The organism is Kitasatospora misakiensis, assembly GCF_042656005.1.
Taxonomy (GTDB): domain Bacteria; phylum Actinomycetota; class Actinomycetes; order Streptomycetales; family Streptomycetaceae; genus Kitasatospora; species Kitasatospora misakiensis.
In genome coordinates this window covers 1-22,367 of sequence record NZ_JBHSOF010000058.1, presented here as the reverse complement: position 1 = coordinate 22,367, position 22,367 = coordinate 1, and the positions used below count along the sequence as shown (strand labels likewise).

The following is a 22,367-nucleotide window of genomic DNA, read 5'->3' as shown; positions in this document are numbered from 1 at the left end:
CCAACCCTGCAGGGCGATGACGCGGGCGGCGCCGGACCGTCTAATGGATACCGAGGGACAGTCGGGCACTGACGGAGGGGTTGGACGGGATGACGGACAACAGGGCGACCGCGGGCGGCGACCGGGCGGACGAGTGGCAGGGCGGGGCTCCCTACCGCTCACGCCGGCGCACCCTGGTGCGGGTGGCCGTGCCGCTGGCGGTCACGGCCGCGATCGCCGCCGGGGTGGGGCTGGTGCCGGCGCTGGCGGACTCCTCGCCGCCGGACCTGCCCGCGCTGACGGCGGAGCAGGTGGTGGCGAAGGCGCTCGGCTCGCAGGCCGAGACGCTGACCGGCACGGTGTCGGTCTCGGCGGACCTCGGTGTGCCGAGCCAGCTGCTGGGTGCCGCGACCGGCGGCTTCGCGGCCGGCGGCCAGGACCGCGGGGCCGGGAACAAGCCGTCGGGCGCCGCCCCGGAGGCGAAGCTCACCGGCCTGCTCGGGGGCGAGCACCGGCTGCGGGTCGCGGTGGACGGGCCCGACCGGCAGCGGGTCGGCCTGCTGGAGCAGCTGTCCGGATACGAGCTGATCCGCAACGGCGACCAGGCCTGGGCCTGGGACAGCAGCAGCAACGAGGCCGTGCACCTGACCGGGGTCCGGCCGGACGCCACGGCGGACGGCCACCGGGGCAAGGCGCCGCTGACCGGGGTGCCGACCACTCCGCAGGAGGCGGCCCGGCAGTTCCTGACCGCGAGCGCGGGCACCACCACGGTCGCCGTGGACGGCACCGTGAGCGTGGCCGGGCAGAAGGCCTACCGGCTGAGCGTGAAGCCCATCGGGTCCGGTTCGACGATCGGCGAGGTCCGGATCGCGGTGGCCGCCGACAACGGTGTGCCGCTGTCGGTCGTGGTCAAGGGCACCGGCGGCGACACGGTGCTGGACGTCCACTTCACCGACGTCTCGTTCGCCAAGCCGGCCGCGAAGACCTTCGAGTTCACCGTGCCCAAGGGCGCCAAGGTGACGGAGCGCAAGGCCGAGGAGGCGCCGCGCGCCGAGGTGACCCCGGAGCAGGCCGAGGCCGCCGCCAAGGGCCTGAACGTGATCGGCGAGGGCTGGACGACGGTGCTCTCCGCCAAGCTGCCCGCCGACGACGTGTTCGTCCCGGCCGAGGGCAAGGGCCCGCGCGGCAAGGGCGGCCACGGTCCGGGCGGCGCGGGCAAGCTGCAGAACCCGCTCGCGCTGGTGAAGTCGCTGGGCAAGCCGGTCGCCGGCGGCTCGCTGATCAGCACCAAGGTGCTGAACGTGCTGGTCACCGACGACGGCCGGGTCTTCGCCGGCGCGGTGACCCTGCCGGTGCTGCAGAGTGCGGCCGGGGTGAAGTAGTGGCCCAGGCTTCCGTAACGGGGGACGTTACGGAGCCGGCCGGGGGGCCGGGCGCGGTGGCGCGCCCGGCCCCCGGTGCCGCCTCGCCGTCCCCCCGCACCGACGACGTGATCAGCACCAGGGGCCTGACCAAGCGGTTCCGCGGCGGCCAGCTCGCCGTGGACGGGCTGGACCTGAGCGTCCCCCGGGGCTCCGTCTTCGGCTTCCTCGGGCCCAACGGCTCCGGCAAGACCACCACGATCCGGATGCTGATGGGGCTGATCGCCCCGACCTCCGGGGTGTCGACGGTGCTCGGCGAACCGATGCCGCAGTCGGTCTCCTCGGTGCTGCCCCGGGTGGGCGCGCTGATCGAGGGGCCGGCGCTGTACGGCTTCCTCTCCGGCCGGGACAACCTGGCCCGGTTCGACGCCGCCGACCCGACCGCCGACCCGCGGACCAGGCAGCGGCGGGTCGCCGAGGCCCTGGACCGGGTCGGGCTGACCGCCGCGGCCGGCAAGAAGGCCCGCGCCTACTCGCTGGGCATGAAGCAGCGGCTCGGCCTGGCCTCGGCGCTGCTCCAGCCGCGCGAGCTGCTCGTCCTGGACGAGCCCACCAACGGCCTGGACCCGCAGGGCATGCGGGAGATCCGGGCGCTGGTCCGGGAGGTCGCGGCCGAGGGCACCACGGTCTTCCTCTCCTCGCACCTGCTGGACGAGATCGAGCAGGTCTGTACGCACGCCGCGGTGATGTCGCGCGGCCGGCTGGTGGTGCAGGGCACCGTCACCGAGCTGGCCGCCCGGGCCCGGGGCCGGCTGGTGGTGCGGACCCCGGACACCCACCGGGCCGGTGAGGTGCTGCTGGCGCACAAGGTCACCGAGATCCGGATCACCGAGAACCGGGTGGACGGCGAGCTGGGCGCGCTGGCCGAGGACGCGCTGCCGGGGCTCTGCGCGGCGCTGGTCGCGGCGGAGATCCGGGTACACGGCTTCGGCGTGGAGCGGGGCACATTGGAGGACGCCTTCGTGGCGCTGACCGGGGAGGGCTTCGATGTCGCGGGCTGAGGCGGTGCCGGTGGTCACGGCTGCGGCGCACGGGCGGCGCCCGCAGACGGCGGCCGGGTTCCTGGCGCTGTTCCGCAACGAGCTGCTGCTGACCTTCCGCCGGCTGCGGACCCTCGTACTGCTGGGGATCCTGGCCCTGCTGCCGGTCCTGATCGGCGTGGTGGTCCGGATCGAGACGGACGGGCCGCGCGGCGGCGAGGGCCCGGCCTTCATCGCGCAGGTCACCCAGAACGGCCTGTTCCTGGTGTTCACGGCGCTCGCGGTGGCGCTGCCGGTCTTCCTGCCGATGACGGTCGGCGTGGTCGCCGGGGACTCGGTGGCCGGCGAGGCCGCCACCGGCACCCTGCGCTACCTGCTGGTGGCACCGGCCGGCCGGACCAGGCTGCTGGCCGCCAAGTTCACCGCCGGGCTGGTGTTCTGTCTGGCGGCGACCGTGACCGTGGCGCTGGCGGCGGTCGCCATCGGGGCGGCGCTGTTCCCGGTCGGCGACGTCACGCTGATCTCCGGCGAGACCATCGGCCTGGGGCCGGCCCTGCTGCGGGCGGCCCTGGTGGCGGCGGTGGTGGCCGCCTCGCTGGCCGGGCTGGTCGCGATCGGCCTGTTCATCTCGACGCTCACCGGCAGCGGCATCGCGGCGATGGCCGCGACGGTCGGCCTGGTGATCACCGTGCAGATCCTGGACAGCTTCCCGCAGCTGCACGCGATCCAGCCGTTCCTCTTCACCCATCACTGGCTCACCTTCGGCGACCTGCTGCGGGCGCCGATGGAGTGGGACGGGGTGCTGAAGAACCTCGGGCTGCAGGCCGCCTACGTGGCGGTGTTCGGCTCGGCGGCCTGGTCCCGGTTCACCGCGCGGGACATCACCTCCTGACCGGCACGGCGTCGGCCGCCCCGGTGGCGGACCCGGCCGTGGTGGCGGTGACGGCGGAGGCGGCGGAGGTCCGGGCCCGGTCGGCCCGGACCCGCCGCAGCGCGTCCCAGGTGAGCACCGCGAGCGCGGCCCACACCAGGGCGAAGCCGGCCCAGCGGGCGGGCGGCATCGACTCGTGGAAGACCGCGATGCCGATCAGGAACTGGAACACCGGCGCCAGGTACTGGAGCAGCCCCAGCACGCTCAGCGGCACCCGGACGGCCGCGGCGCCGAAGAACAGCAGCGGGACCGCGGTGATCAGCCCACTGAGCACCAGCAGCCCGGTGTGCCCCCAGCCGTACTCGCCGGCCACGGTGTGGCCGAAGGTGCCGCGGCCGGTGACCTCCAGGTGGACCAGGTAGCCGAGGGCGAAGGGGAACATGAAGAGGCTCTCGGCGGCCAGGCTCTCCAGCCCGCTCAGCCCGACCGTCTTCTTCAGCAGGCCGTAGGTGGCGAAGGAGAGCGCCAGGGTCAGCGCGATCCACGGCAGCCGCCCGTAGCCGACGGTCAGCACCGCCACCGCGAGCGCGCCGATCCCGACCGCCACCCACTGGGCCCGGCGCAGCCGCTCCTTGAGCACCAGCACGCCGAAGGCGATGGTGACCAGCGGGTTGATGAAGTAGCCGAGGCTGGTCTCCACCACGTGCCCGGCGTTGACGCCCCAGATGTAGACGCCCCAGTTGACCGAGATCACCGTGGCGGCGGCGCCCAGCATGGCGAGCCGGCGGGGCTGGCGCAGCAGCGGGCGGATCCAGCCCCAGTGCCGCTGGACGATCAACAGCAGGACCACCGCGACCAGGGACCAGACCATCCGGTTGGCCAGGATGTCGTCGGCGGCGCCGGGCTCCAGCAGTGGCCAGAAGAGGGGGAAGAGCCCCCAGATGCCGTAGGCGGCGAAGCCGTACCAGAGGCCGCGCCCGGCCTCCTGCTGGGTTGTCTCTGGCATGGACCGTCTGCCCTCCGCGCGCGGGTGTCCAGGCGACGGTAGCGGGCGCGGGGACGACTGTCATCTCCGTATGCGGTTTTTGGTCATGACAGTGCTCACGATGCGGACCCCGGCCCCATCCGCGGCGGGCTGTCGCGAATGGGACCGGGGTCCGAGGGCCGGTCCTTGGAGGCCGGGATCCGGGGGCGGGTGCGGCTCAGGCGCCCAGGGTGGCCCGGACGGTGTCGGCCAGCGGCACGGTCGGACGGCCGATCAGCCGGGCGAGGTCGCCCGGGGTGGCGGCCAGCTCGCCGCGCGCGATGCCGGCGTCCACGTCCACGAGCACCTCGGCGAAGCCCTCCGGCAGGCCGGCGCCGACCAGCACCGCCCGGTGCTCGGCCGAGGTCACGTCCCGGTGCTCGACCGGGCGGCCCGAGGCCTGCGCCAGCTCGGCGGCCAGCTCGGACAGGCCCCAGGCGACGTCGCCGCTGAGCTCGTAGACCTGGTTCTCGTGGCCCTCGCCGGTCAGCACGGCGACCGCGGCGGCGGCGAAGTCCGCGCGGGGCGCGGTGGCCACCCGGCCGTCACCGGCGCTGCCGATCACCACGCCGCGCTCCACCGTGCCGGCGGCGTCGCCGAGGTAGTTCTCGGTGTACCAGCCGTTGCGCAGCAGGGCGTACGGCACGCCGGAGCCGAGCAGCAGCTCCTCGGTCGCCTTGTGCTCGTCGCCCAGCCCGAAGGTGGCCGTCCCCAGGATGCTGGTGTACGCCAGCAGCGCGACTCCGGCGGCCTTCGCCGCGTCGATCACCGCGCCGTGCTGGGCCACCCGGCTGCCGAACTCGTTGCCGGAGATGAGCAGCACCCGGTCGCCGGCCGCGAAGGCCCCGGCGAGCGTCTCGGGGCGGTTGTAGTCCCCCTCGTGGACGCGCACGCCCTGCTTCGCCCACTCCTCGACCTTGTCGGCGGAGCGGACCACCACGGCGATCTCGCTCGCCGGGACGGCTGCCAGCAGCCCCTCGACGACCAGGCGGCCGAGCTGTCCGGTGGCTCCGGTGACGACGTACATGTCCGTGCTCCTCATGGGTGTCGCGATGACTTCGATACTCACCCTAGGGATGGCACTAACTTATGGATAGTACGCACTTTGAAGTAGGGTACTGACATGGAGGTAATGACAGAGGGCCCGTCCTTGCTCGACCGGGTGCCCGACATCTACGACCGCATGTGCCCGTCGCGGGGCGTGCTGGAGCACGTCACCAGCCGCTGGGGGGTGCTGGTGCTGGTGGCCCTGCGGGAGCGCGGGTACCGCTTCAGCGAGCTGCGTCGCCGGGTCGCGGGCGTCAGCGAGAAGATGCTCGCGCAGACCCTGCAGACCCTGGAGCGGGACGGCTTCGTGCTCCGCGAGGCGCATCCGGTGATCCCACCCCGGGTCGACTACAGCCTCACTCCGCTCGGACTGGAGGCGGCCGAGCACGTGTCGGCGCTCGCGCACTGGGTGGAGGCCCGGATGTGCGCGGTCGGCGAGGCGCGCGAGGAGTACGACGGGCGCGCTACGCGGGCGTGATCAGCGCCGCCAGGCCGTCCAGTACCCGGGCCAGGCCGAAGGCGTAGGCGTGGTCGGGGTCGTACGCGGCGCCGTGCGCCTCGCCGGCGGCGGCGCCGACCCGGGCCGCGACGGGGTAGCGCTCGGGGTCGAAGACCCGGGCGAGCAGCTCGGCGTTGGCGGCCCACCACTGGGCGTCGGTCATCGCGCTGTCCTGCTGCGCGGCGCGCTCGTCGGCGGCCATCCGCGCGCAGGTCCCGACGAAGCCGAGGACGTGGGTGAGCGCGGCGTCGAGGTCGACGTCGGACAGGCCGGTGCCCTCGAAGGCGCGCAGCTCGTACTCGTACTTGGCCATCACGCCCGGGCCGAGCGGCGGCCGGCTGGTGGCGACGGCGGCGATCCACGGGTGGGCCCGGTGGAGCGCCCGGTTGTCCTCGGCGACGGCGGTGACCCGGGCCCGCCAGCCCTCGTCGACGGGGGCGGTGCGGGGCACGGCGGCGTAGACGGTGTCCAGCATCAGGTCGAGCAGTTCGGCCTTGCCGGGCACATAGGTGTAGAGCGCCATCGGGGAGACGCCGAGCTCCTGGGCGACCCGCCGCATGGTCACGGCGTCCACCCCCTCGGCGTCCGCGATCACGATCGCGGCGGCGGCGATCTCCGCCGGGGACTTCGCCTGCCGGGGCCCGCGCCGGCCGGGCTTCTCCTCCGCCGACACGCCCCAGAGCAGCGCGAGCGTGCGCGCCGGATCCCCGGCACTGCTGCGGTCACTGGCCATGGGCCGATCCTTTCACGCCGCGCCTGCCGCACCTTTCACACCCGTCGCGCCTGCCGCGTCCGCCTCGTCCGCCGGTACCGTCGGACGCATGACCGCCGCCGACCCCGACCCGCTGCCGGGCACCGACACCCGCGAGGTCGTCCGCCCCCGGGTCACCTGCCGCCGCTGCCACCGCCCGCTGCACGATCCGGAGTCGCGCATCCTGCGCCTCGGCCCCGAGTGCCGCGACCCGGCCGAGCGGGTCGCCCGCCATGACGTCGACCAGGACACCCTCCCCGGGCTGGACGGGTAGCCGGGCCGCCGCCAAACACCCCCGCCCCCCTGTGACCGGGATCACTGTACCCAGATTCTCCGTACTATGTATAGTGTACGGCGTACGAGATAAACGCCGAGGAGAGGGCCACCCACCATGCAGATCACTTCCTCCGCCGTGTCGCTCACCGTCGAGGACGTCGAGGCGTCCGCGTCGTTCCTGCGGGAGCACTTCGGGTTCGCCGAGCAGATGGCGGCGGACGGGTTCGCCTCACTCGGGCACGACAGCGCCGGGGTGAACGTGGTCTTCCTCAAGCGGGGGATCGACGTCCTGCCCGAGGGGTTCCGCGACCAGGTCGCCGCCGGGCTGATCCTCGCCTTCGTGGTCGGCGACATCGCCGCCGAGGAGGCCAGGCTGCGGGCCGCCGGGGTGGAGATCACCATGCCGCTGCGCGAGGAGCCGTGGGGCGAGAAGCTCTTCCAGGTCACCGACCCGAACGGGGTCGTCGTCCAGCTCGTGGAGTGGGCCGCACAGCAGTGACGTGACAGCGCGCCGAACGGCGGCGCCCCCGGTCGGGAGGGACCGGGGGCCCCGCCGTTCGGGCGTGCGGGGCACTGGGACTTCGGGACGGTGGGACTTCGGGACGGTGGGACTTCGGGACGGTGGGACTTCGGGACGGTGGGGCTCAGTCGACCGTCCAGGTGTCCGCGCCCGCGAGCAGGGTGGCCAGGTCGCCCGGGCCGCGCTCGGCGGTGGCGGTGTCCAGCTGCTCCGCCATCAACTCGTCGTAGACCGGCCGGCGGACCTCGCGCAGCACACCGATCGGGGTGTGGTGCAGGGTGTCCGCGTCGGCGATCCGGGAGAGCGCGAACGCCGTCGCCGGGCCGGCCGCGTGGGCGTCGTGGACCAGCACCGCCGACTCGTTCTCCGCCGTGACGGCCCCGACGGTCAGCTCGCCGTCGGCGCCGCGGAAGACGCCCCTGGCCCGGTCCGCCCCGAACCGGATCGGCTGCCCGTGCTCCAGCCTGATCAGCGCCTCGTCCCGGGTGCCGGGCTCCTTCAGCACCTCGAAGGCGCCGTCGTTGAAGATGTTGCAGTTCTGGTAGATCTCGACCAGCGCCGTGCCCTCGTGCTCGGCGGCCGCCCGCAGCACCGACTGGAGGTGCTGGCGGTCGGAGTCGATGGTCCGGGCGACGAAGGTGGCCTCCGCGCCGATGGCCAGCGAGAGCGGGTTGAACGGGGCGTCCAGCGAACCCATCGGGGTGGACTTGGTGATCTTGCCGACCTCGCTGGTCGGTGAGTACTGCCCCTTGGTCAGGCCGTAGATACGGTTGTTGAACAGCAGGATCTTCAGATTCACATTCCGGCGCAGCGCGTGGATGAGATGGTTGCCGCCGATCGACAGCGCGTCGCCGTCGCCGGTCACCACCCAGACGCTGAGGTCCCGCCGGGCGGAGGCCAGCCCGGTGGCGATCGCCGGAGCCCGGCCGTGGATCGAGTGCACCCCATAGGTGTTCATGTAGTACGGGAAACGGGACGAGCAGCCGATACCGGAGACGAAGACGGTGTTCTCCCGTCTGATCCCCAGCTCCGGCATGAAGGCCTGTACCGCGGCCAGGATCGCGTAGTCACCGCAGCCCGGGCACCAGCGGACCTCCTGGTCGGTCTTGAAGTCCTTGGCGCTCTGCGGCGCCTCGACCTTCGGGACCAGCTTCAAGGAGGGGAACTTCTCGCTCATCGGTTGTCCTCCTCGTCCAGGTTGCCGATCGCCGCCCACAGCACGTCCGCCAACTGCGCCGCCTTGAAGGGAAGTCCGCGCACCTGGTTGTAGGACTGCGCGTCCACCAGGTACTTGGCGCGCAGCAGCAGCGCCAGCTGGCCGAGGTTCATCTCGGGGACGATGACCTTGTCGTAACTCCGCAGCACCGTACCGAGGTTGGCCGGGAAGGGGTTGAGGTTGCGCAGGTGCACCTGGGCGATCTCACCGCCGTCCGCGCGCACCCGACGGACCGCCGCGGTGATCGGCCCGTACGTCGAGCCCCAGCCGAGCACCAGGACCCGGGCCTCACCGGAAGGGTCGTCCACCACGACGTCCGGCACCTCGATGCCGTCCACCTTGGCCTGCCGGGTGCGGACCATGAAGTCGTGGTTGGCCGGGTCGTAGGAGATGTTGCCGGTGCCGTCCTGCTTCTCGATGCCGCCGATCCGGTGCTCCAGGCCGGGTGTGCCGGGCACCGCCCAGGGGCGGGCGAGGGTCTGCGGATCGCGCAGGTACGGCCAGAAGGCGCCGTCCTCGCGGTTCGGCCCGGTGGCGAAGTCCGGCTCGATGGCGGGCAGTTCGTCGACGGCCGGGATGCGCCAGGGCTCCGAGCCGTTGGCCAGGTAGCCGTCCGAGAGCAGGAAGACCGGGGTGCGGTAGGTGACCGCGATCCGGGCCGCCTCCAGCGCCGCGTCGAAGCACTCGGCCGGGGTCGCCGGGGCCACGATCGGCACCGGGGCCTCGCCGTTGCGGCCGAACATCGCCTGCAGCAGGTCGGCCTGCTCGGTCTTGGTCGGCAGGCCGGTGGACGGGCCGCCGCGCTGGATGTCCACCACCAGCAGCGGGAGTTCGAGCGAGACGGCGAGGCCGATGGTCTCGCTCTTCAGCGCCACGCCCGGGCCGGAGGTGGTGGTCACGCCGAGCGCGCCGCCGAAGGCCGCGCCCAGGGCGGCGCCGATGCCGGCGATCTCGTCCTCGGCCTGGAAGGTGCGCACGCCGAAGTTCTTGTGCCGGCTCAGCTCGTGCAGGATGTCCGAGGCCGGGGTGATCGGGTACGAGCCCAGGTAGAGCGGCAGCCCGGAGCGCCGGGCGGCGGCGATCAGGCCGTAGGAGAGCGCCAGGTTGCCGGAGATGTTGCGGTAGCGGCCCGGCGGCAGCTTGGCCGGCGGCACCTCGTAGGAGACCGCGAAGGACTCGGTGGTCTCGCCGAAGTTCCAACCGGCCCGGAAGGCGCTGACGTTGGCCTCGGCGATCAGCGGCTTCTTGGCGAACTTGGTGCGCAGGAAGGACTCGGTGCCGTGGGTCGGGCGGTGGTACATCCAGGAGAGCAGGCCCAGCGCGAACATGTTCTTCGCCCGCTCCGCGTCCTTGCGGGCGAGGCCGCTCTCCTTGAGCGCCTCCAGGGTCAGCGTGGTGAGCGGCACCTTGTGCAGGTGGTAGGCCTCCAGCGAGCCGTCCTCCAGCGGGTCGGCGCCGTAGCCGACCTTGGCCAGCGCGCGCTTGGTGAACTCGTCGGTGTTGACGATGATCTCCGCGCCGCGCGGCAGGTCGGGGAGGTTGGCCTTGAGGGCCGCCGGGTTCATCGCCACCAGGACGTTGGGCGCGTCCCCCGGGGTCAGGATGTCGTGGTCGGCGAAGTGGAGTTGGAAGGACGAGACGCCCGGCAGGGTTCCGGCGGGAGCGCGGATCTCGGCCGGGAAGTTGGGCAGGGTGGAGAGGTCGTTGCCGAAGGACGCCGTCTCCGAGGTGAAGCGGTCACCGGTGAGCTGCATGCCGTCACCGGAGTCTCCGGCGAATCTGATGATCACCCGGTCCAGCCTGCGGATCGGCTTGGCGCCCCTGTGCTGCGGACCGACCGGCACGGCTGGGCCGGAGCGGCCCTCGCCGGGCCCGGACCGGCCCTCGTCGCCGTCCGAGCCGTCCACTGCTTCTGACTGATCGACCTGACTGGTCACTGCCGCGGACCTCCTCGTGGGCACCAGCCGCGGGCGTGAGCCGTGTGCCCCGTCCGCCTGGTGCACCTCTCGCATCCTATGCGGGTAAGGATTGCCTTGGACGGAACTCCCCGATGCGGCGGAAAATCACCGCCGCACCCATAAACAACACCGTGGGCGACCGGATCGGTACCCGGCCCCACCGGGACGGTTCGTCTGCGAATGGCGGCTGCGGGAGGCCCGGCGGCGAGCCGGTCAGGAATTCAGATAAGTGAGCACGGCGAGCACCCGGCGGTGGTCCCCGGGGCTCTGCGCCAGCCCCAGCTTGAGGAAGATGTTGCTGACGTGCTTCTCCACCGCTCCCTCCGAGACCACCAGCTGCTTGGCCACCGCGGTGTTGGTCCGGCCCTCCGCCATCAGCCCCAGCACCTCGCGCTCGCGCGGGGTCAGCCCGGCCAGCACGTCACCCTTGCGGCTGCGGCTCAGCAGCTGCTGGACGACCTCCGGATCCAGCGCGGTGCCGCCCTCGGCGACCCGGACCACCGCGTCCACGAACTCGCGGACCTCGGCGACCCGGTCCTTCAGCAGGTAGCCGACGCCCCGGGTGGATCCGGCCAGCAGTTCGGAGGCGTACCGCTCCTCGACGAACTGCGAAAGCACCAGGACACCGAGCTCCGGATAGCGGCCGCGGAGCGTGACACAGGCCCGCAGACCCTCGTCGGTGTGGGTGGGGGGCATCCGGACGTCCGATACCACCACGTCGGGCAGCGCCTCGGCGGCGGCCAGCTCGTGGATGGTGCTGATCAGCGCGTCACCGTCCGCGACGCCGGCCACGACCTCCAGACCCCGGTCGGTGAGCAGCCGGGTCAGGCCCTCCCGCAGCAGTACGGAGTCCTCGGCGATGACGACGCGAAGCATGGCGGCCTTCCGGGTGGGCGGAGCTGCGGACACGGTGCTGACGGCTGTCAGTCTCCCCCATCCCCGCGCGCCCCGGGGCGCCGGACGGCGATTCCCGCCGGGCGCTCGCGGCCCGCTCCGGACTCACACGGTCCGAACTCACACGGTCCGAACTCACATGGACCGGACTCACATGGACCGGACTCACATGGTGCGGATGGCCACCGAGTCGCAGAGCGCCTGGAGCGCGTCCTTGGCCGGGCCGTCCGGGAGCGGGTCCAGCATCGCGCGGGCCTCCTCGGCGTGCCGCAGGGTCTCCCGGCGGGCGTGCTCCAGGGCCGGGTGGCGGCGCAGCAGCCGCAGGGCCTCGGCGTGCGGCTCGTCGTCGTCGAGGTCCTGGCGGAGCAGCTCGCGCAGTCGGGTGTCGGCCGGGTCGGCCGGGTCGGCGGCCATCTGCCGCAGCAGCAGGGTCGGCAGCGTCTCGATGCCCTCGCGCAGGTCGGTGCCGGGGGTCTTGCCGGACTCGTGGCCGTCGCTGGCGATGTCGAGCACGTCGTCGGCCAGTTGGAAGGTGACGCCGATCCGCTCGCCGAAGGCGCTGAGGATGTCGATCACCCACGGCTCGGCGCCGGCGGCCAGCGCTCCTATCCGGCAGGAGACGGCGATCAGCGACCCGGTCTTGCCGGCCAGCACGTTCAGGTAGTGGTCGAGCGGGTCGTCGTCCGGGCCGGGGCCGGCGGTCTCCAGGATCTGGCCGGTGACCAGCCGCTCGAACGCGTCGGCCTGCAGCCGGACGGCCTCCGGGCCGAGGTCGGCGAGCACCTGGGAGGCGCGGGAGAAGAGGAAGTCGCCGGTCAGGATGGCGACCGAGTTGTCCCAGCGCGAGTTGGCGCTGGGGGCGCCGCGTCTGACCGGGGCCTCGTCCATCACGTCGTCGTGGTAGAGCGTGGCGAGGTGGGTGAGCTCGACGACGACGGCGGCCGGGATCACGCCGGCCGCACCGGCGTCACCGAACTGGGCGGACAGCAGGACCAGCAGCGGGCGGAAGCGCTTGCCGCCGGCGGCCATCAGATGGCTGGCGGTGACGGTGATGAAGGGGACGTCGCTCTTGACGGCCTCGGCGAGCGCGATCTCCACCGCGTCCATCCCGGCCTGGACGTCACGGGTCAGATCGCGGTCCTGCACGCTGAGCCCAAAGGGTCCCACGACGGTCACGAAGACCACTCCTCTGTCCCTGGTCGATCTAGCGGCCCGGTCCCTGAGTGCCGCCGCTGGCCATACAGGCAGGGTATCCGGTCGCGAGTGGATCACTGCACGGGCGTGCGGCTCTGTCATGCGCCGGGCGTCCCCGCTGGCCAGCGCGGATGCCCGAACGACACGTCCGGGCCGCGCGCGGGGCGCGACCCGGACGGTCGTCGGGGCGGTCGGACGGGGCCTTCGGCGGGCCCGTCCCCGGGCCCTCCGCCGGGCCCTTCGGCCGGTCCGTCGGCGGACGGTCAGCCGACGAAGAACACGGCTTTCGAGGCGAGGTCGAGGAAGTACTGCGGCAGCAGTCCGAGCCCGACCGTGACCAGCACGCCGACGCCGATCGCGGTCGCCGTGAAGGCGCTCGGGATGGCGACGGTCGGACCGCCCGGCTGCGGGTCGGAGAAGAACATCAGCACGATGACCCGGATGTAGAAGAACGCCGCCACCGCCGAGCTGAGCACACCCACGATCACCAGCGGGGTGGCCCCGCCGGCCGCCGCGGCCTGGAAGACCGCGAACTTGCCGGTGAACCCGGAGGTCAGCGGGATGCCCGCGAAGGCCAGCAGGAAGAGCGCGAACACCGCCGCGACCAGCGGGGAGCGCCGACCGAGGCCGGCCCAGCTGGACAGGTGGGTGGCCTCGCCCTTGGAGTCGCGCACCAGGGTGACCACGGCGAAGGCGCCGAGCGTCACGAAGGAGTACGCCAGCAGGTAGAACAGCACCGAGCCGACGCCCTGCCGGTTGCTGGCGATCACACCGGTGAGGATGAAGCCGGCGTGCGCGATCGAGGAGTAGGCGAGCAGCCGCTTCACGTCCTGCTGGGTCACGGCCAGGATCGCGCCGACCACCATGGTGAGGATCGCCACGCCCCAGAGCACCGGCCGCCAGTCCAGCCGCAGCGCCGGGAAGGCCACGTAGAACAGCCGCAGCACGGCGCCGAACGCGGCCACCTTGGTCGCCGCCGCCATGAAGCCGGTGACCGGGGTGGGCGCGCCCTGGTAGACGTCCGGGGTCCAGGAGTGGAACGGCACCGCGCCGACCTTGAAGAGCAGGCCGACCGTCAGCATCGCCAGGCCCACCAGCAGCAGCGCGTCGTTCTGGGTCGAGGAGACCAGCGCCGGGGTGAGCAGCGCGTTGCCGGAGATGACGTCCGCGATCTCGCCGAGCCGCACGCTGCCCGCGTAGCCGTACAGCAGCGCGGTGCCGAACAGGAAGAACGCCGAGGCGAAGGCACCGAGCAGGAAGTACTTGACCGCCGCCTCCTGGGAGAGCAGCCGGCGGCGCCGGGCCAGCGCGCAGAGCAGGTAGAGCGGGAGGGAGAAGACCTCCAGCGCGACGAACATGGTCAGCAGGTCGTTGGCGGCGGGGAACAGCAGCATGCCGCCGACCGCGAACATGGTGAGCGGGAAGACCTCACTGGTGGTGAAGCCGGCCCGGATCGCGCCGCGCTCCTGCTCGCCGCCGGGGGTGGCGGACGCCTGGGCGGTGAAGGCGTCGGCCGGCTCCCCGCCGGCCTTGGGCTCCAGCCGGCGCTCGGCGTAGGTCAGCACCGCGACCGCCGCGACCAGCAGGATCACGCCCTGCAGGAAGAGCGTCGGACCGTCCAGGGCGACCGAGCCCATCGCGACCGCGTCCACCTTGGTGGTGCCGTAGCCCTGCGCGGCGAGTACCAGGACGGCGACGAAGGCGCCGGCCAGGCCGACCAGCGCGGTCACCACCTGGGCCCAGTGCCGCAGCCGCCGGGGCAGGAAGGCCTCCAGCAGGATGCCGACCACGGCGGCGCCGAACACCACCAGCATCGGCGAGAGCTGGCCGTACTCGATGTGCGGCGCGGGGATGCTCTGGGTGCCGCCGCCGGCGGCGGCGAGCCATCCGGTGCTGCTCACTTGTGCTCACCTCCTGAGCGGGCGGTCCCGTCCTGGGCGGTCCCGTGGTCGGCGGACACCGGGTGGGCCGGTGCCGGGTCGGTCTGGTGCACCTGCGAGAGGGTGGCGTTCACCGACGGGTTGACCAGGTCGGTGAGCGGCTTCGGGTAGACCCCGAGCAGCACGGTCAGCGCCACCAGCGGGGCGACCACGGCGAGTTCGCGGACCTTGAGGTCCGACATGCCGCGCACCCCCTCCTTGACCGGGCCGGTCATGGTGCGCTGGTAGAGCAGCAGGGCGTACAGCGCGGCGAGCACGATGCCGAAGGTGGCGACGATGCCGACCGCGGGGTACCGGGTGAAGGTGCCGACCAGGACGAGGAACTCGCTGACGAAGGGGGCGAGTCCGGGCAGCGAGAGGGTGGCCAGACCGCCGATCAGGAAGGTCCCGGCGAGCACCGGGGCCACCTTCTGCACGCCGCCGTAGTCGGCGATCAGCCGGGAGCCGCGGCGGGAGATCAGGAAGCCGGCCACCAGCATCCACGCGGCGGTGGAGATGCCGTGGTTGACCATGTAGAGGGTGGCTCCGCTCTGGCCCTGGCTGGTCATCGCGAAGATGCCCATGATGATGAAGCCGAAGTGCGAGATCGAGGCGTAGGCGACCAGCCGCTTGATGTCCTTCTGGCCGATGGCCAGCAGCGCGCCGTAGACGATCCCGACGAGGGAGAGGACCAGGATCGCCGGGGCGAAGGTCTTCGAGGCGTCCGGGAACAGTCCGAGGCAGAAGCGGAGCATCGCGAAGGTGCCGACCTTGTCGACCACGGCGGTGATCAGTACGGCGGTGCCGGCGGTGGCCTCGCCCATCGCGTTCGGCAGCCAGGTGTGCAGCGGCCAGAGCGGGGCCTTGACCGCGAAGGCGAAGAAGAAGCCGAGGAACAGCGCCTTCTCCGCGGTGCCGCTGAACCGCAGCCGGCCGTCGGCGACCGCGCCGGTGAGCGTCTGCAGGTCGAAGGTGCCGACGCCCTGCTGCTGCGCGATCACGTAGAGGCCGATCACGGCGGCCAGCATGACCAGGCCGCCGAGCAGGTTGTAGAGCAGGAACTTGACCGCCGCGTAGGAGCGCTGACGGTCCGACTCGGGGCCGCCCGCCCGGTCGCCGAAGCCGCCGATGAGGAAGTACATCGGGATCAGCATGGCTTCGAAGAAGACGTAGAAGACGAAGACGTCGGTGGCGTAGAAGGAGACGATCACCATCGCCTCCACCGCCAGGACCAGGGCGAAGAAGGCCTGGGTGCGGCGGCGCCCCTCGAAGGTGTCGGGGTCGGACGGCGCCCCGGGTGTCACAGGTGCCGCGGGGGCCGGGTCGGCGTCGTGCCAGGAGGCGAGCAGCACGACCGGCACCAGGACGGCGGTGAGCAGGGCGAGGACGGCGCCGATGCCGTCCACGCCGAGCGAGAAGGTGATGCCGAAGGACCGGATCCAGCTGTAGGACTCCGTCAGCTGGTAGCGCGCGCCGTCCGGGTCGAAGCCCGCGGCCACCGCGCCGGCCAGGGCCAGGGTGGCGGCGGAGAAGAGCGTCGCCACGGTCTTGGTGGTCCGCCGCCGGCCGTCGCTGGATCCGGCGGGCAGGGCGGCGGTGACCACCGCTCCGACCGCCGGAACGACGCAGGTGGCGCTGAGGAGGACGCTCATTCCTCGACCTCCTGACGATGTGTGTAATCCGGGTGCATCAGACGGACCTCATCAGGAGAGTCGTGGCGACCAGCACCAGCGTGCCGCCGAACATGGAGAGCGCGTACGTGCGGACGTAGCCGTTCTGGATCCGCCGCAGCCGGCTGGAGAGCCCGCCGATGGTGGCGGCCAGGCCGTTGACGAAGCCGTCCAGACCGCGGCTGTCGAAGTAGACCAGCGCGGCCGTCAGCGCCGAGCCGGGGCGGACCAGGACGGCGTGGTTGAAGTCGTCCTGGAGGAGGTCCCGACGGGCGGCCCGGGTGAGCGGGGAGCCGTACGGCGGCACCACCGGGACGGCGGAGCGGCCGTACACGAGGTACGAGAGCGCGACGCCGACCAGCATGCAGGCGCTGGTGAGCAGGGTGACCACCAGCGGGGTGAGCGGGGAGTTCCCCTCCTCGTGCCCGGTGATCGGCTCCAGCCAGGTGAGGAAGGAGTCGTTGAAGGCGAGCAGCCCGCCGGCGAAGACCGAGCCGAAGGCCAGCACGATCATCGGGACGGTCATGGTCTTCGGCGACTCGTGCGGGTGCGGGTCGTGGCCCTCGGCGTCCGGCTGCCAGCGCTTCTCGCCGAAGAAGGTCAGGATCATCACCCGGGTCATGTAGAACGCGGTGACGGCCGCGCCGGTCAGGGCGCAGAGGCCGAGGATCCAGCCCTCGGTGCCGCCCTTGGCGAAGGCCGCCTCGATGATCTTGTCCTTGGAGAAGAAGCCGGACAGCCCGGGGAAGCCGATGATGGCCAGGTAGCCGAGGCCGAAGGTGACGAAGGTGACCGGCATGTACTTCCGCAGGCCGCCGTAGTGGCGCATGTTCACCTCGTCGTTCATGCCGTGCATGACCGACCCGGCGCCGAGGAAGAGCCCGGCCTTGAAGAAGCCGTGGGTCACCAGGTGCATGATCGCGAAGGCGTAGCCGATCGGGCCGAGGCCGGCCGCGAGGATCATGTAGCCGATCTGCGACATGGTCGAGCCGGCCAGCGCCTTCTTGATGTCGTCCTTGGCGCAACCGACGATCGCACCGAAGAGCAGGGTGACCGTGCCGACCACCACGACGGCGGTCTGGGCGTCCGGCGCCAGGTTGAAGATCGCCCCGGAGCGGGTGATCAGGTAGACGCCGGCGGTGACCATGGTGGCCGCGTGGATCAGCGCGGAGACCGGGGTCGGGCCCTCCATGGCGTCCCCGAGCCAGGACTGCAGCGGCACCTGCGCGGACTTGCCGCAGGCGGCGAGCAGCAGCATCAGGCCGATCGCGGTCAGCTTGCCCTCGCTCGCGCCGTCGGCGGTGGCGAAGACCGGCTCGAAGGCGAAGGAGCCGAACTCGACGAACATCAGCATGATCGCGATGGACAGGCCCATGTCGCCGACGCGGTTGACGATGAACGCCTTCTTGGCGGCCGTGGCGGCGCTCGGCTTGTGCTGCCAGAAGCCGATCAGCAGGTACGAGGCGAGGCCCACGCCCTCCCAACCGAAGTACAGCAGCAGGTAGTTGTCGGCCACCACCAGCAGCAGCATGGCCGCCAGGAAGAGGTTCAGGTAGGCGAAGAAGCGGCGCCGGCGCTCGTCGTGCGCCATGTAGCCCACCGAGTACAGGTGGATCAGGGTGCCGACGCCGGTGATCAGCAGGACGAAGGTCATCGACAGCTGGTCGAGCCGGAAGGAGATGTCGGCCTGGAAGCCGTTCACCGGGATCCAGCTGAACAGGTGCTGGGTGAGGGCGCGGTCCTCGGCGTCCCGGCCCAGCATGTCCGAGAACAGCGCGAGGCCGAAGCCGAAGGACAGCGCGGCGAGCGCGGTGGCCAGCCAGTGGCCGAGGCGGTCGAAGGCCCGGCCGCCGAGCAGCAGCAGGGCCGCGCCGGCCAACGGGGCCGCGACCAGCAGCGGAATGAGAGAGTTCACCGAGGCCCTCCGCCTACAGCTTCATGAGGTTGCTGTCGTCGACCGAAGCGGAGTGCCTGGTCCGGAAGATCGAGACGATGATCGCGAGGCCGACCACGACCTCGGCCGCCGCCACCACCATGGTGAAGAACGCGATGATCTGGCCGTCCAGGTTGCCGTGCATCCGGGAGAAGGTGACCAGCGCCAGGTTGGAGGCGTTGAGCATCAGCTCGACGCACATGAACAGGACGATCGCGTTCCGCCGGATCAGCACGCCGGAGGCGCCGATGGTGAACAACAGGGCGGAGAGATAGAGGTAGTTGACCGGATTCACTCCGCCCCCTCCTCGTCGTGGTCGGACGCCGGGCGGTTCGCCGGCGCCGGGTGGTTGGCGGCCACCGGCTCCAGCGCCTTGCGCGGGCCGGTCACCGGCGGGCGCGCGGACGACGGGCGGCCCAGCCAGTCGGCGGTGGTGGACTCCAGCTCGGCCATCCGGGCCAGCATCTCCTGGCTGACGTCCCGGATCTGGCCGCGCTCGCGCAGCGTCCCCATCACCGAGTCCTCGGCGATCGAGCCGTCCGGCAGCAGCGCCGGGATGTCCACCGCGTTGTGCCGGGCGTAGACGCCGGGCGCGGGCAGCGGCGGGAGCTGGAGGTTGTCCGCGACCCGCTGGGCGGCCAGCTCGCGCTGGGTCTTCGGGGCCTTCACGTGCTCGCGGTGGGTCAGCACCATCGCGCCGATCGCGGCCGTGATCAGCAGCGCGCCGGTGACCTCGAAGGCCCACACGTACTTGGTGAAGATCAGCCGGGCCAGGCCCTGGACGTTGCCCTCGGCGTTGGCCTCGCCGAGACCGGCGAAGGTGTCCAGCCTGGCGTTGGCGAAGCCGGCGACCAGCAGCGTCCCGAAGCCGAGGCCGCAGAGCACGGCGGCGAACCGCTGGCCCTTGAGCTGCTCCTTCAGCGAGTCCGCGCTGGTCACGCCGACCAGCATCACCACGAACAGGAAGAGCATCATGATCGCGCCGGTGTAGACGACGATCTGCACCACGCCCAGGAAGACCGCGCCCTGGGCCATGTAACAGACCGCCAGGGCGAGCATGGTGGCGGCCAGGCAGAGCGCGCTGTGCACCGCCTTGCGCATCAGCAGCGTGCCGAGCGCGCCGCCGACGGCGATCACCGCGAGCACCCAGAACTGGACGGCCTCACCGGTGGAGGTCGCGCCCGTCACGGCGGCGAGGTTCAGGGAGGCTGCGGCGCTCACGACTGCTCCTCCTTCTCCCGGTCGGTCGGCTCCTGACGGACCGTGCCCGGCGCCGCCGCGGTGATCTCGCCCCGGTAGTACGCGCCCTCGTCGGCGCCCGGGAAGATCGAGTGCGGGCTGTCGACCATGCCCTCGGAGAGGCCGACCAGCAGCTGCTCCTTGGTGAAGATGAGGTCCTGACGGGAGGAGTCCGCGAGCTCGTACTCGTTGGTCATGGTGAGCGCGCGGGTCGGGCAGGCCTCGATGCAGAGCCCGCACAGGATGCAGCGGGCGTAGTTGATCTGGTAGACCGCGCCGTAGCGCTCACCGGGCGAGTAGCGCTCGTCCTCCCGGTTGTCCGCGCCCTCGACGTAGATCGCGTCGGCCGGGCAGGCCCAGGCGCACAACTCGCAGCCGACGCACTTCTCCAGGCCGTCGGGGTGCCGGTTCAGCTGGTGGCGGCCGTGGAAGCGCGGGGCGGTGGGCTTCTTCTGCTCCGGGTACTGCTCGGTGAGCCGCTTCTTGAACATGGCCTTGAAGGTCACGCCGAAGCCGGCGGCCGGCCCGAGGATGGACGGCTTGTCGGCCCGCTCGGGCCGGTCGCTCCGGGCGTTCTGGTCGGACGACATCTCGGTTCAGCTCCCTTCGGAATGGTCGGCCCCGTTGAGGGCGTCCTGGAGTTGCTTCGGGGCGCGGCTGGGCCGGCGCGGGACCGGCGGGAGCTGCTGGCCGGGCAGCGGGGGCACCGGGTAGCCGCCGGCCATCGGGTCGAACTCCCCGTCCGGCGCCTCGGCCCCGGGCTCCGGCCTGCGCTTCAGGACGTCCCGCAGCAGGCCGAGCAGCAGCAGCGCGCCGACCGGGGCGCCGACGTACAGCACCACCTCGCCGAAGCCGTAGCCCTCGTTGCGCAGGGCCCGGACGCTGGCCACCATCACCAGCCAGACCAGCGAGACCGGGATCAGCACCTTCCAGCCGATCTTCATGAACTGGTCGTAGCGGAACCGGGGCAGGGTGGCGCGCAGCCAGATGAAGAAGAACAGCAGCACCCAGATCTTGGCGGTGATCCAGAGCAGCGGCCACCAGCCGTGGTTGGCGCCCTCCCAGAAGGTGGAGACCGGCCAGGGGGCCCGCCAGCCGCCCAGGAACAGGGTGGAGGCGACGGCCGAGACGGTGACCATGTTGACGTACTCGGCCAGCATGAACATCGCGAACTTCAGCGAGGAGTACTCGGTGTTGAAGCCGCCGACCAGCTCGCCCTCGGCCTCCGGGAGGTCGAACGGCGCGCGGTTGGTCTCACCGACCATCGCCACGATGTAGACGATGAACGACACCGGGAGCAGCACCGCGAACCAGGTCGGCTGCTGCGAGGAGACGATCTCCGAGGTCGACATCGAGCCGGAGTAGATGAACACCGCCGCGAAGGACAGGCCCATCGCGATCTCGTAGCTGATCATCTGGGCGGAGGAGCGGATCCCGCCGAGCAGCGGGTAGGTCGAGCCGGAGGACCAGCCCGCCAGCACGATGCCGTAGATGCCGACCGAGGCGGTGGCCAGGATGTAGAGCAGCGCCACCGGGAAGTCGGTCAGCTGCATCGGCGTCCGGGTGCCGAACACCGAGATCTCGTTGCCGGCCGGGCCGAACGGGATCACCGCGAAGGCCATGAAGGCCGGGATGGCGCAGACGATCGGGGCCAGGATGTAGACCGCCTTGTCGGCGCCCTTGACCACCAGGTCTTCCTTGAGCGCCAGCTTCACGCCGTCGGCGAGCGACTGCAGCATGCCCCACGGGCCGTGCCGGTTGGGCCCGATGCGCAGCTGCATCCAGGCCACCACCTTGCGCTCCCAGACGATCGCCACGAGCACCGTGCCGACCAGGAAGGCGAAGCAGAACACCGCCTTGAGCAGGACCAGCCACCACGGGTCGCGGCCGAAGAAGCCGAGCGTCTCGTACGCGGCCAGCTCGGCCAGGCCGTGCCCGGCGAGCGGGTGCGGGGTCGGGGTCACTTCTCCTCCTCCTCGGGCCCGGCCGTTCCGGCGGGCGCGGCGGTCCCGGCCAGCACGGCGGTCCCGGCCAGCGCGCCGGCCTCGGCGAGCGCGCCGGCCTCGGCGGCGGCGATGGTGACCAGGTGGCCGATGGTGGTGCCGAGCGTCCGGTAGGCGCCGCCCGGGGTGGAGTTGAGCGGGATCCAGACCGTCCGGTCCGGCATCTCCTTGCTGATCTCCAGCGGCAGGGTGAGCGAGCCGGCCGGGCCGGTCAGCCGCAGCGCCGGCGCGTCCGAGGCGCCGATCTCCGCCGCGGTGGTCGGCGAGACCCGGGCGACCGCGGGGTGCCGGGTGCCGGCCAGGTGCGGGTCGCCCTGCTGGAGCGAACCGCGGTCGAGCAGCAGGCGCCAGCCGGCCAGCACCGCCTGGCCGGTGGCCGGGCGGGGCAGCAGGCCGGGGTGGGCGGCCGGCACGGCCGGGCGGTCGCCCGCCCAGGGCGTGAACCGGTCCAGCTCCAGCCGGGCGGCCCGGACGTCGGGCAGGCCGAGCCGGTGGCCCAGCGCGTCCGCGAGCATGTTCAGCACCCGCAGGTCCGGGTGCAGGTGCCGGCCCATCTGCTGGTCGGGCTTGAGCGCGGCCTCGAACATCCGCACCCGGCCCTCCCAGTCCAGGAAGGTGCCGGCCTTCTCGGCGACCGCGGCCACCGGCAGCACCACGTCGGCGCGCGCGGTGACGGCGGACGGACGCAGCTCCAGCGAGACCACGAACGGCACGGTGGCCAGCGCCTCCTCGGCCAGCGCCGGATCGGGCAGGTCCTCCGGGTCGACGCCGCCGACCAGCAGCGCGTCCAGGTCGCCGCTGGCGGCGGCGGCGAGGATCTGCTCGGTGTCCCGGCCCAGCCGGGCGGGGAGCTCGGCCACGCCCCAGGCGGCGGCGGCCTCGGCGCGGGCGGCCGGCGCGGTGCGGAAGCAGGCGGAGCCGCCGACCCCGGCGAGGGCCCCGACCCGAGCCAGTGGACCGTGCCGCCGCGCCC

The 22,367-nt window shown here is 72.3% G+C and carries 21 protein-coding genes; 6 read left to right on the top strand and 15 right to left on the bottom strand.

The window, feature by feature from the left end; translation table 11 throughout:
- Positions 1–89: 89 nt before the first annotated feature.
- The 3 genes from ACFP3U_RS31485 to ACFP3U_RS31475 are packed head-to-tail and all read left to right on the top strand — an operon-like array spanning position 90 to position 3,272.
- Positions 90–1,361 (top strand): LolA family protein, encoded by a 1,272-nt coding sequence (locus ACFP3U_RS31485; protein WP_380229147.1) that lies wholly within the window; start codon positions 90–92, stop codon positions 1,359–1,361.
- Entirely contained in the window at positions 1,361–2,401 is a 1,041-nt protein-coding gene (locus tag ACFP3U_RS31480; RefSeq protein WP_380229146.1) for an ABC transporter ATP-binding protein, read from the top strand. Before ACFP3U_RS31485 ends, ACFP3U_RS31480 begins: the two co-directional genes overlap by 1 nt.
- Entirely contained in the window at positions 2,388–3,272 is an 885-nt protein-coding gene (locus ACFP3U_RS31475; protein ID WP_380229145.1) for an ABC transporter permease, read from the top strand. The genes ACFP3U_RS31480 and ACFP3U_RS31475 overlap by 14 nt, the downstream gene beginning before the upstream one ends.
- Here the strand turns inward: ACFP3U_RS31475 and rarD are convergent.
- Complete coding sequence (rarD, locus tag ACFP3U_RS31470) at positions 3,262–4,257, bottom strand: EamA family transporter RarD (RefSeq protein WP_380229144.1); 996 nt, start codon at positions 4,255–4,257, stop codon at positions 3,262–3,264. The genes ACFP3U_RS31475 and rarD overlap by 11 nt on opposite strands.
- Before the next feature lie 196 nt (positions 4,258–4,453).
- Positions 4,454–5,302: an SDR family oxidoreductase gene (locus tag ACFP3U_RS31465; RefSeq protein ID WP_380229143.1), complete on the bottom strand. Its 849-nt coding sequence runs from the start codon at positions 5,300–5,302 to the stop codon at positions 4,454–4,456.
- A gap of 96 nt (positions 5,303–5,398) precedes the next feature.
- Between ACFP3U_RS31465 and ACFP3U_RS31460 the strand changes: the two genes are divergently transcribed.
- Positions 5,399–5,800, top strand: a complete 402-nt coding sequence (locus ACFP3U_RS31460) for a winged helix-turn-helix transcriptional regulator (RefSeq protein WP_380229142.1) — start codon at positions 5,399–5,401, stop codon at positions 5,798–5,800.
- Here ACFP3U_RS31460 and ACFP3U_RS31455 read toward each other — a convergent pair.
- Positions 5,787–6,554, bottom strand: a complete 768-nt coding sequence (locus tag ACFP3U_RS31455; RefSeq protein ID WP_380229141.1) for a TetR/AcrR family transcriptional regulator — start codon at positions 6,552–6,554, stop codon at positions 5,787–5,789. The two genes, ACFP3U_RS31460 and ACFP3U_RS31455, sit on opposite strands and share 14 nt — an antisense overlap.
- 88 nt (positions 6,555–6,642) lie before the next feature.
- Between ACFP3U_RS31455 and ACFP3U_RS31450 the strand changes: the two genes are divergently transcribed.
- The gene (locus tag ACFP3U_RS31450; RefSeq protein WP_380229140.1) at positions 6,643–6,846 is read left to right on the top strand and encodes a DUF6011 domain-containing protein; all 204 of its coding nucleotides are present in this window, start codon (positions 6,643–6,645) and stop codon (positions 6,844–6,846) included.
- 117 nt (positions 6,847–6,963) lie between these two features.
- On the top strand, positions 6,964–7,347 hold the full coding sequence (locus tag ACFP3U_RS31445; protein WP_380229139.1) for a VOC family protein: 384 nt from the start codon (positions 6,964–6,966) through the stop codon (positions 7,345–7,347).
- A gap of 145 nt (positions 7,348–7,492) precedes the next feature.
- Here ACFP3U_RS31445 and ACFP3U_RS31440 read toward each other — a convergent pair whose 3' ends face one another.
- The 12 genes from ACFP3U_RS31440 to ACFP3U_RS31385 form a co-directional block, all read right to left on the bottom strand.
- The gene (locus ACFP3U_RS31440) at positions 7,493–8,545 is read right to left on the bottom strand and encodes a 2-oxoacid:ferredoxin oxidoreductase subunit beta (protein ID WP_380229138.1); all 1,053 of its coding nucleotides are present in this window, start codon (positions 8,543–8,545) and stop codon (positions 7,493–7,495) included.
- Entirely contained in the window at positions 8,542–10,521 is a 1,980-nt protein-coding gene (locus ACFP3U_RS31435; protein WP_380229137.1) for a 2-oxoacid:acceptor oxidoreductase subunit alpha, read from the bottom strand. The genes ACFP3U_RS31440 and ACFP3U_RS31435 overlap by 4 nt, the downstream gene beginning before the upstream one ends.
- Before the next feature lie 234 nt (positions 10,522–10,755).
- Positions 10,756–11,418, bottom strand: a complete 663-nt coding sequence (locus ACFP3U_RS31430) for a response regulator transcription factor (protein ID WP_380229136.1) — start codon at positions 11,416–11,418, stop codon at positions 10,756–10,758.
- 183 nt (positions 11,419–11,601) lie between these two features.
- Positions 11,602–12,612, bottom strand: coding sequence for a polyprenyl synthetase family protein (locus ACFP3U_RS31425; protein ID WP_380229135.1), 1,011 nt, complete (start codon positions 12,610–12,612; stop codon positions 11,602–11,604).
- Positions 12,613–12,893: 281 nt separating this feature from the next.
- Positions 12,894–14,531, bottom strand: coding sequence for an NADH-quinone oxidoreductase subunit NuoN (gene nuoN / locus ACFP3U_RS31420; RefSeq protein ID WP_380229134.1), 1,638 nt, complete (start codon positions 14,529–14,531; stop codon positions 12,894–12,896).
- A complete protein-coding gene (locus ACFP3U_RS31415) occupies positions 14,528–16,201 on the bottom strand; it encodes an NADH-quinone oxidoreductase subunit M (protein ID WP_380229133.1) in 1,674 nt (557 codons plus the stop codon). The genes nuoN and ACFP3U_RS31415 overlap by 4 nt, the downstream gene beginning before the upstream one ends.
- Before the next feature lie 37 nt (positions 16,202–16,238).
- Positions 16,239–18,134 carry an NADH-quinone oxidoreductase subunit L gene (gene nuoL, locus ACFP3U_RS31410; protein ID WP_380229132.1) on the bottom strand — a complete coding sequence of 632 codons (1,896 nt, stop codon included), beginning with the start codon at positions 18,132–18,134 and terminating at the stop codon, positions 16,239–16,241.
- A gap of 13 nt (positions 18,135–18,147) precedes the next feature.
- Positions 18,148–18,447 carry an NADH-quinone oxidoreductase subunit NuoK gene (gene nuoK, locus ACFP3U_RS31405; RefSeq protein WP_030300898.1) on the bottom strand — a complete coding sequence of 100 codons (300 nt, stop codon included), beginning with the start codon at positions 18,445–18,447 and terminating at the stop codon, positions 18,148–18,150.
- A complete protein-coding gene (locus ACFP3U_RS31400; protein ID WP_380229131.1) occupies positions 18,444–19,373 on the bottom strand; it encodes an NADH-quinone oxidoreductase subunit J in 930 nt (309 codons plus the stop codon). The genes nuoK and ACFP3U_RS31400 overlap by 4 nt, the downstream gene beginning before the upstream one ends.
- Positions 19,370–19,981 carry an NADH-quinone oxidoreductase subunit NuoI gene (nuoI, locus tag ACFP3U_RS31395; protein ID WP_380229130.1) on the bottom strand — a complete coding sequence of 204 codons (612 nt, stop codon included), beginning with the start codon at positions 19,979–19,981 and terminating at the stop codon, positions 19,370–19,372. Before nuoI ends, ACFP3U_RS31400 begins: the two co-directional genes overlap by 4 nt.
- A gap of 6 nt (positions 19,982–19,987) precedes the next feature.
- Complete coding sequence (nuoH, locus tag ACFP3U_RS31390; RefSeq protein WP_380229129.1) at positions 19,988–21,355, bottom strand: NADH-quinone oxidoreductase subunit NuoH; 1,368 nt, start codon at positions 21,353–21,355, stop codon at positions 19,988–19,990.
- Positions 21,352–22,367, bottom strand: a 1,016-nt coding sequence (locus tag ACFP3U_RS31385) for a molybdopterin-dependent oxidoreductase (protein WP_380229128.1), incomplete at its 5' end; no start/stop codon positions are given. The genes nuoH and ACFP3U_RS31385, both read right to left, overlap by 4 nt.

Coding starts and splice junctions, on each gene's coding strand:
- ACFP3U_RS31430 (WP_380229136.1), bottom strand. CDS start 11,418: ATGCTTCGCGTCGTCATCGCCGAGGACTCCGTACTGCTGCGGGAGGGC.
- rarD (WP_380229144.1), bottom strand. CDS start 4,257: ATGCCAGAGACAACCCAGCAGGAGGCCGGGCGCGGCCTCTGGTACGGC.
- ACFP3U_RS31465 (WP_380229143.1), bottom strand. CDS start 5,302: ATGTACGTCGTCACCGGAGCCACCGGACAGCTCGGCCGCCTGGTCGTC.
- ACFP3U_RS31445 (WP_380229139.1), top strand. CDS start 6,964: ATGCAGATCACTTCCTCCGCCGTGTCGCTCACCGTCGAGGACGTCGAG.
- ACFP3U_RS31485 (WP_380229147.1), top strand. CDS start 90: ATGACGGACAACAGGGCGACCGCGGGCGGCGACCGGGCGGACGAGTGG.
- ACFP3U_RS31475 (WP_380229145.1), top strand. CDS start 2,388: ATGTCGCGGGCTGAGGCGGTGCCGGTGGTCACGGCTGCGGCGCACGGG.
- ACFP3U_RS31440 (WP_380229138.1), bottom strand. CDS start 8,545: ATGAGCGAGAAGTTCCCCTCCTTGAAGCTGGTCCCGAAGGTCGAGGCG.
- ACFP3U_RS31455 (WP_380229141.1), bottom strand. CDS start 6,554: ATGGCCAGTGACCGCAGCAGTGCCGGGGATCCGGCGCGCACGCTCGCG.
- nuoI (WP_380229130.1), bottom strand. CDS start 19,981: ATGTCGTCCGACCAGAACGCCCGGAGCGACCGGCCCGAGCGGGCCGAC.
- ACFP3U_RS31450 (WP_380229140.1), top strand. CDS start 6,643: ATGACCGCCGCCGACCCCGACCCGCTGCCGGGCACCGACACCCGCGAG.
- ACFP3U_RS31460 (WP_380229142.1), top strand. CDS start 5,399: ATGGAGGTAATGACAGAGGGCCCGTCCTTGCTCGACCGGGTGCCCGAC.
- ACFP3U_RS31415 (WP_380229133.1), bottom strand. CDS start 16,201: ATGAGCGTCCTCCTCAGCGCCACCTGCGTCGTTCCGGCGGTCGGAGCG.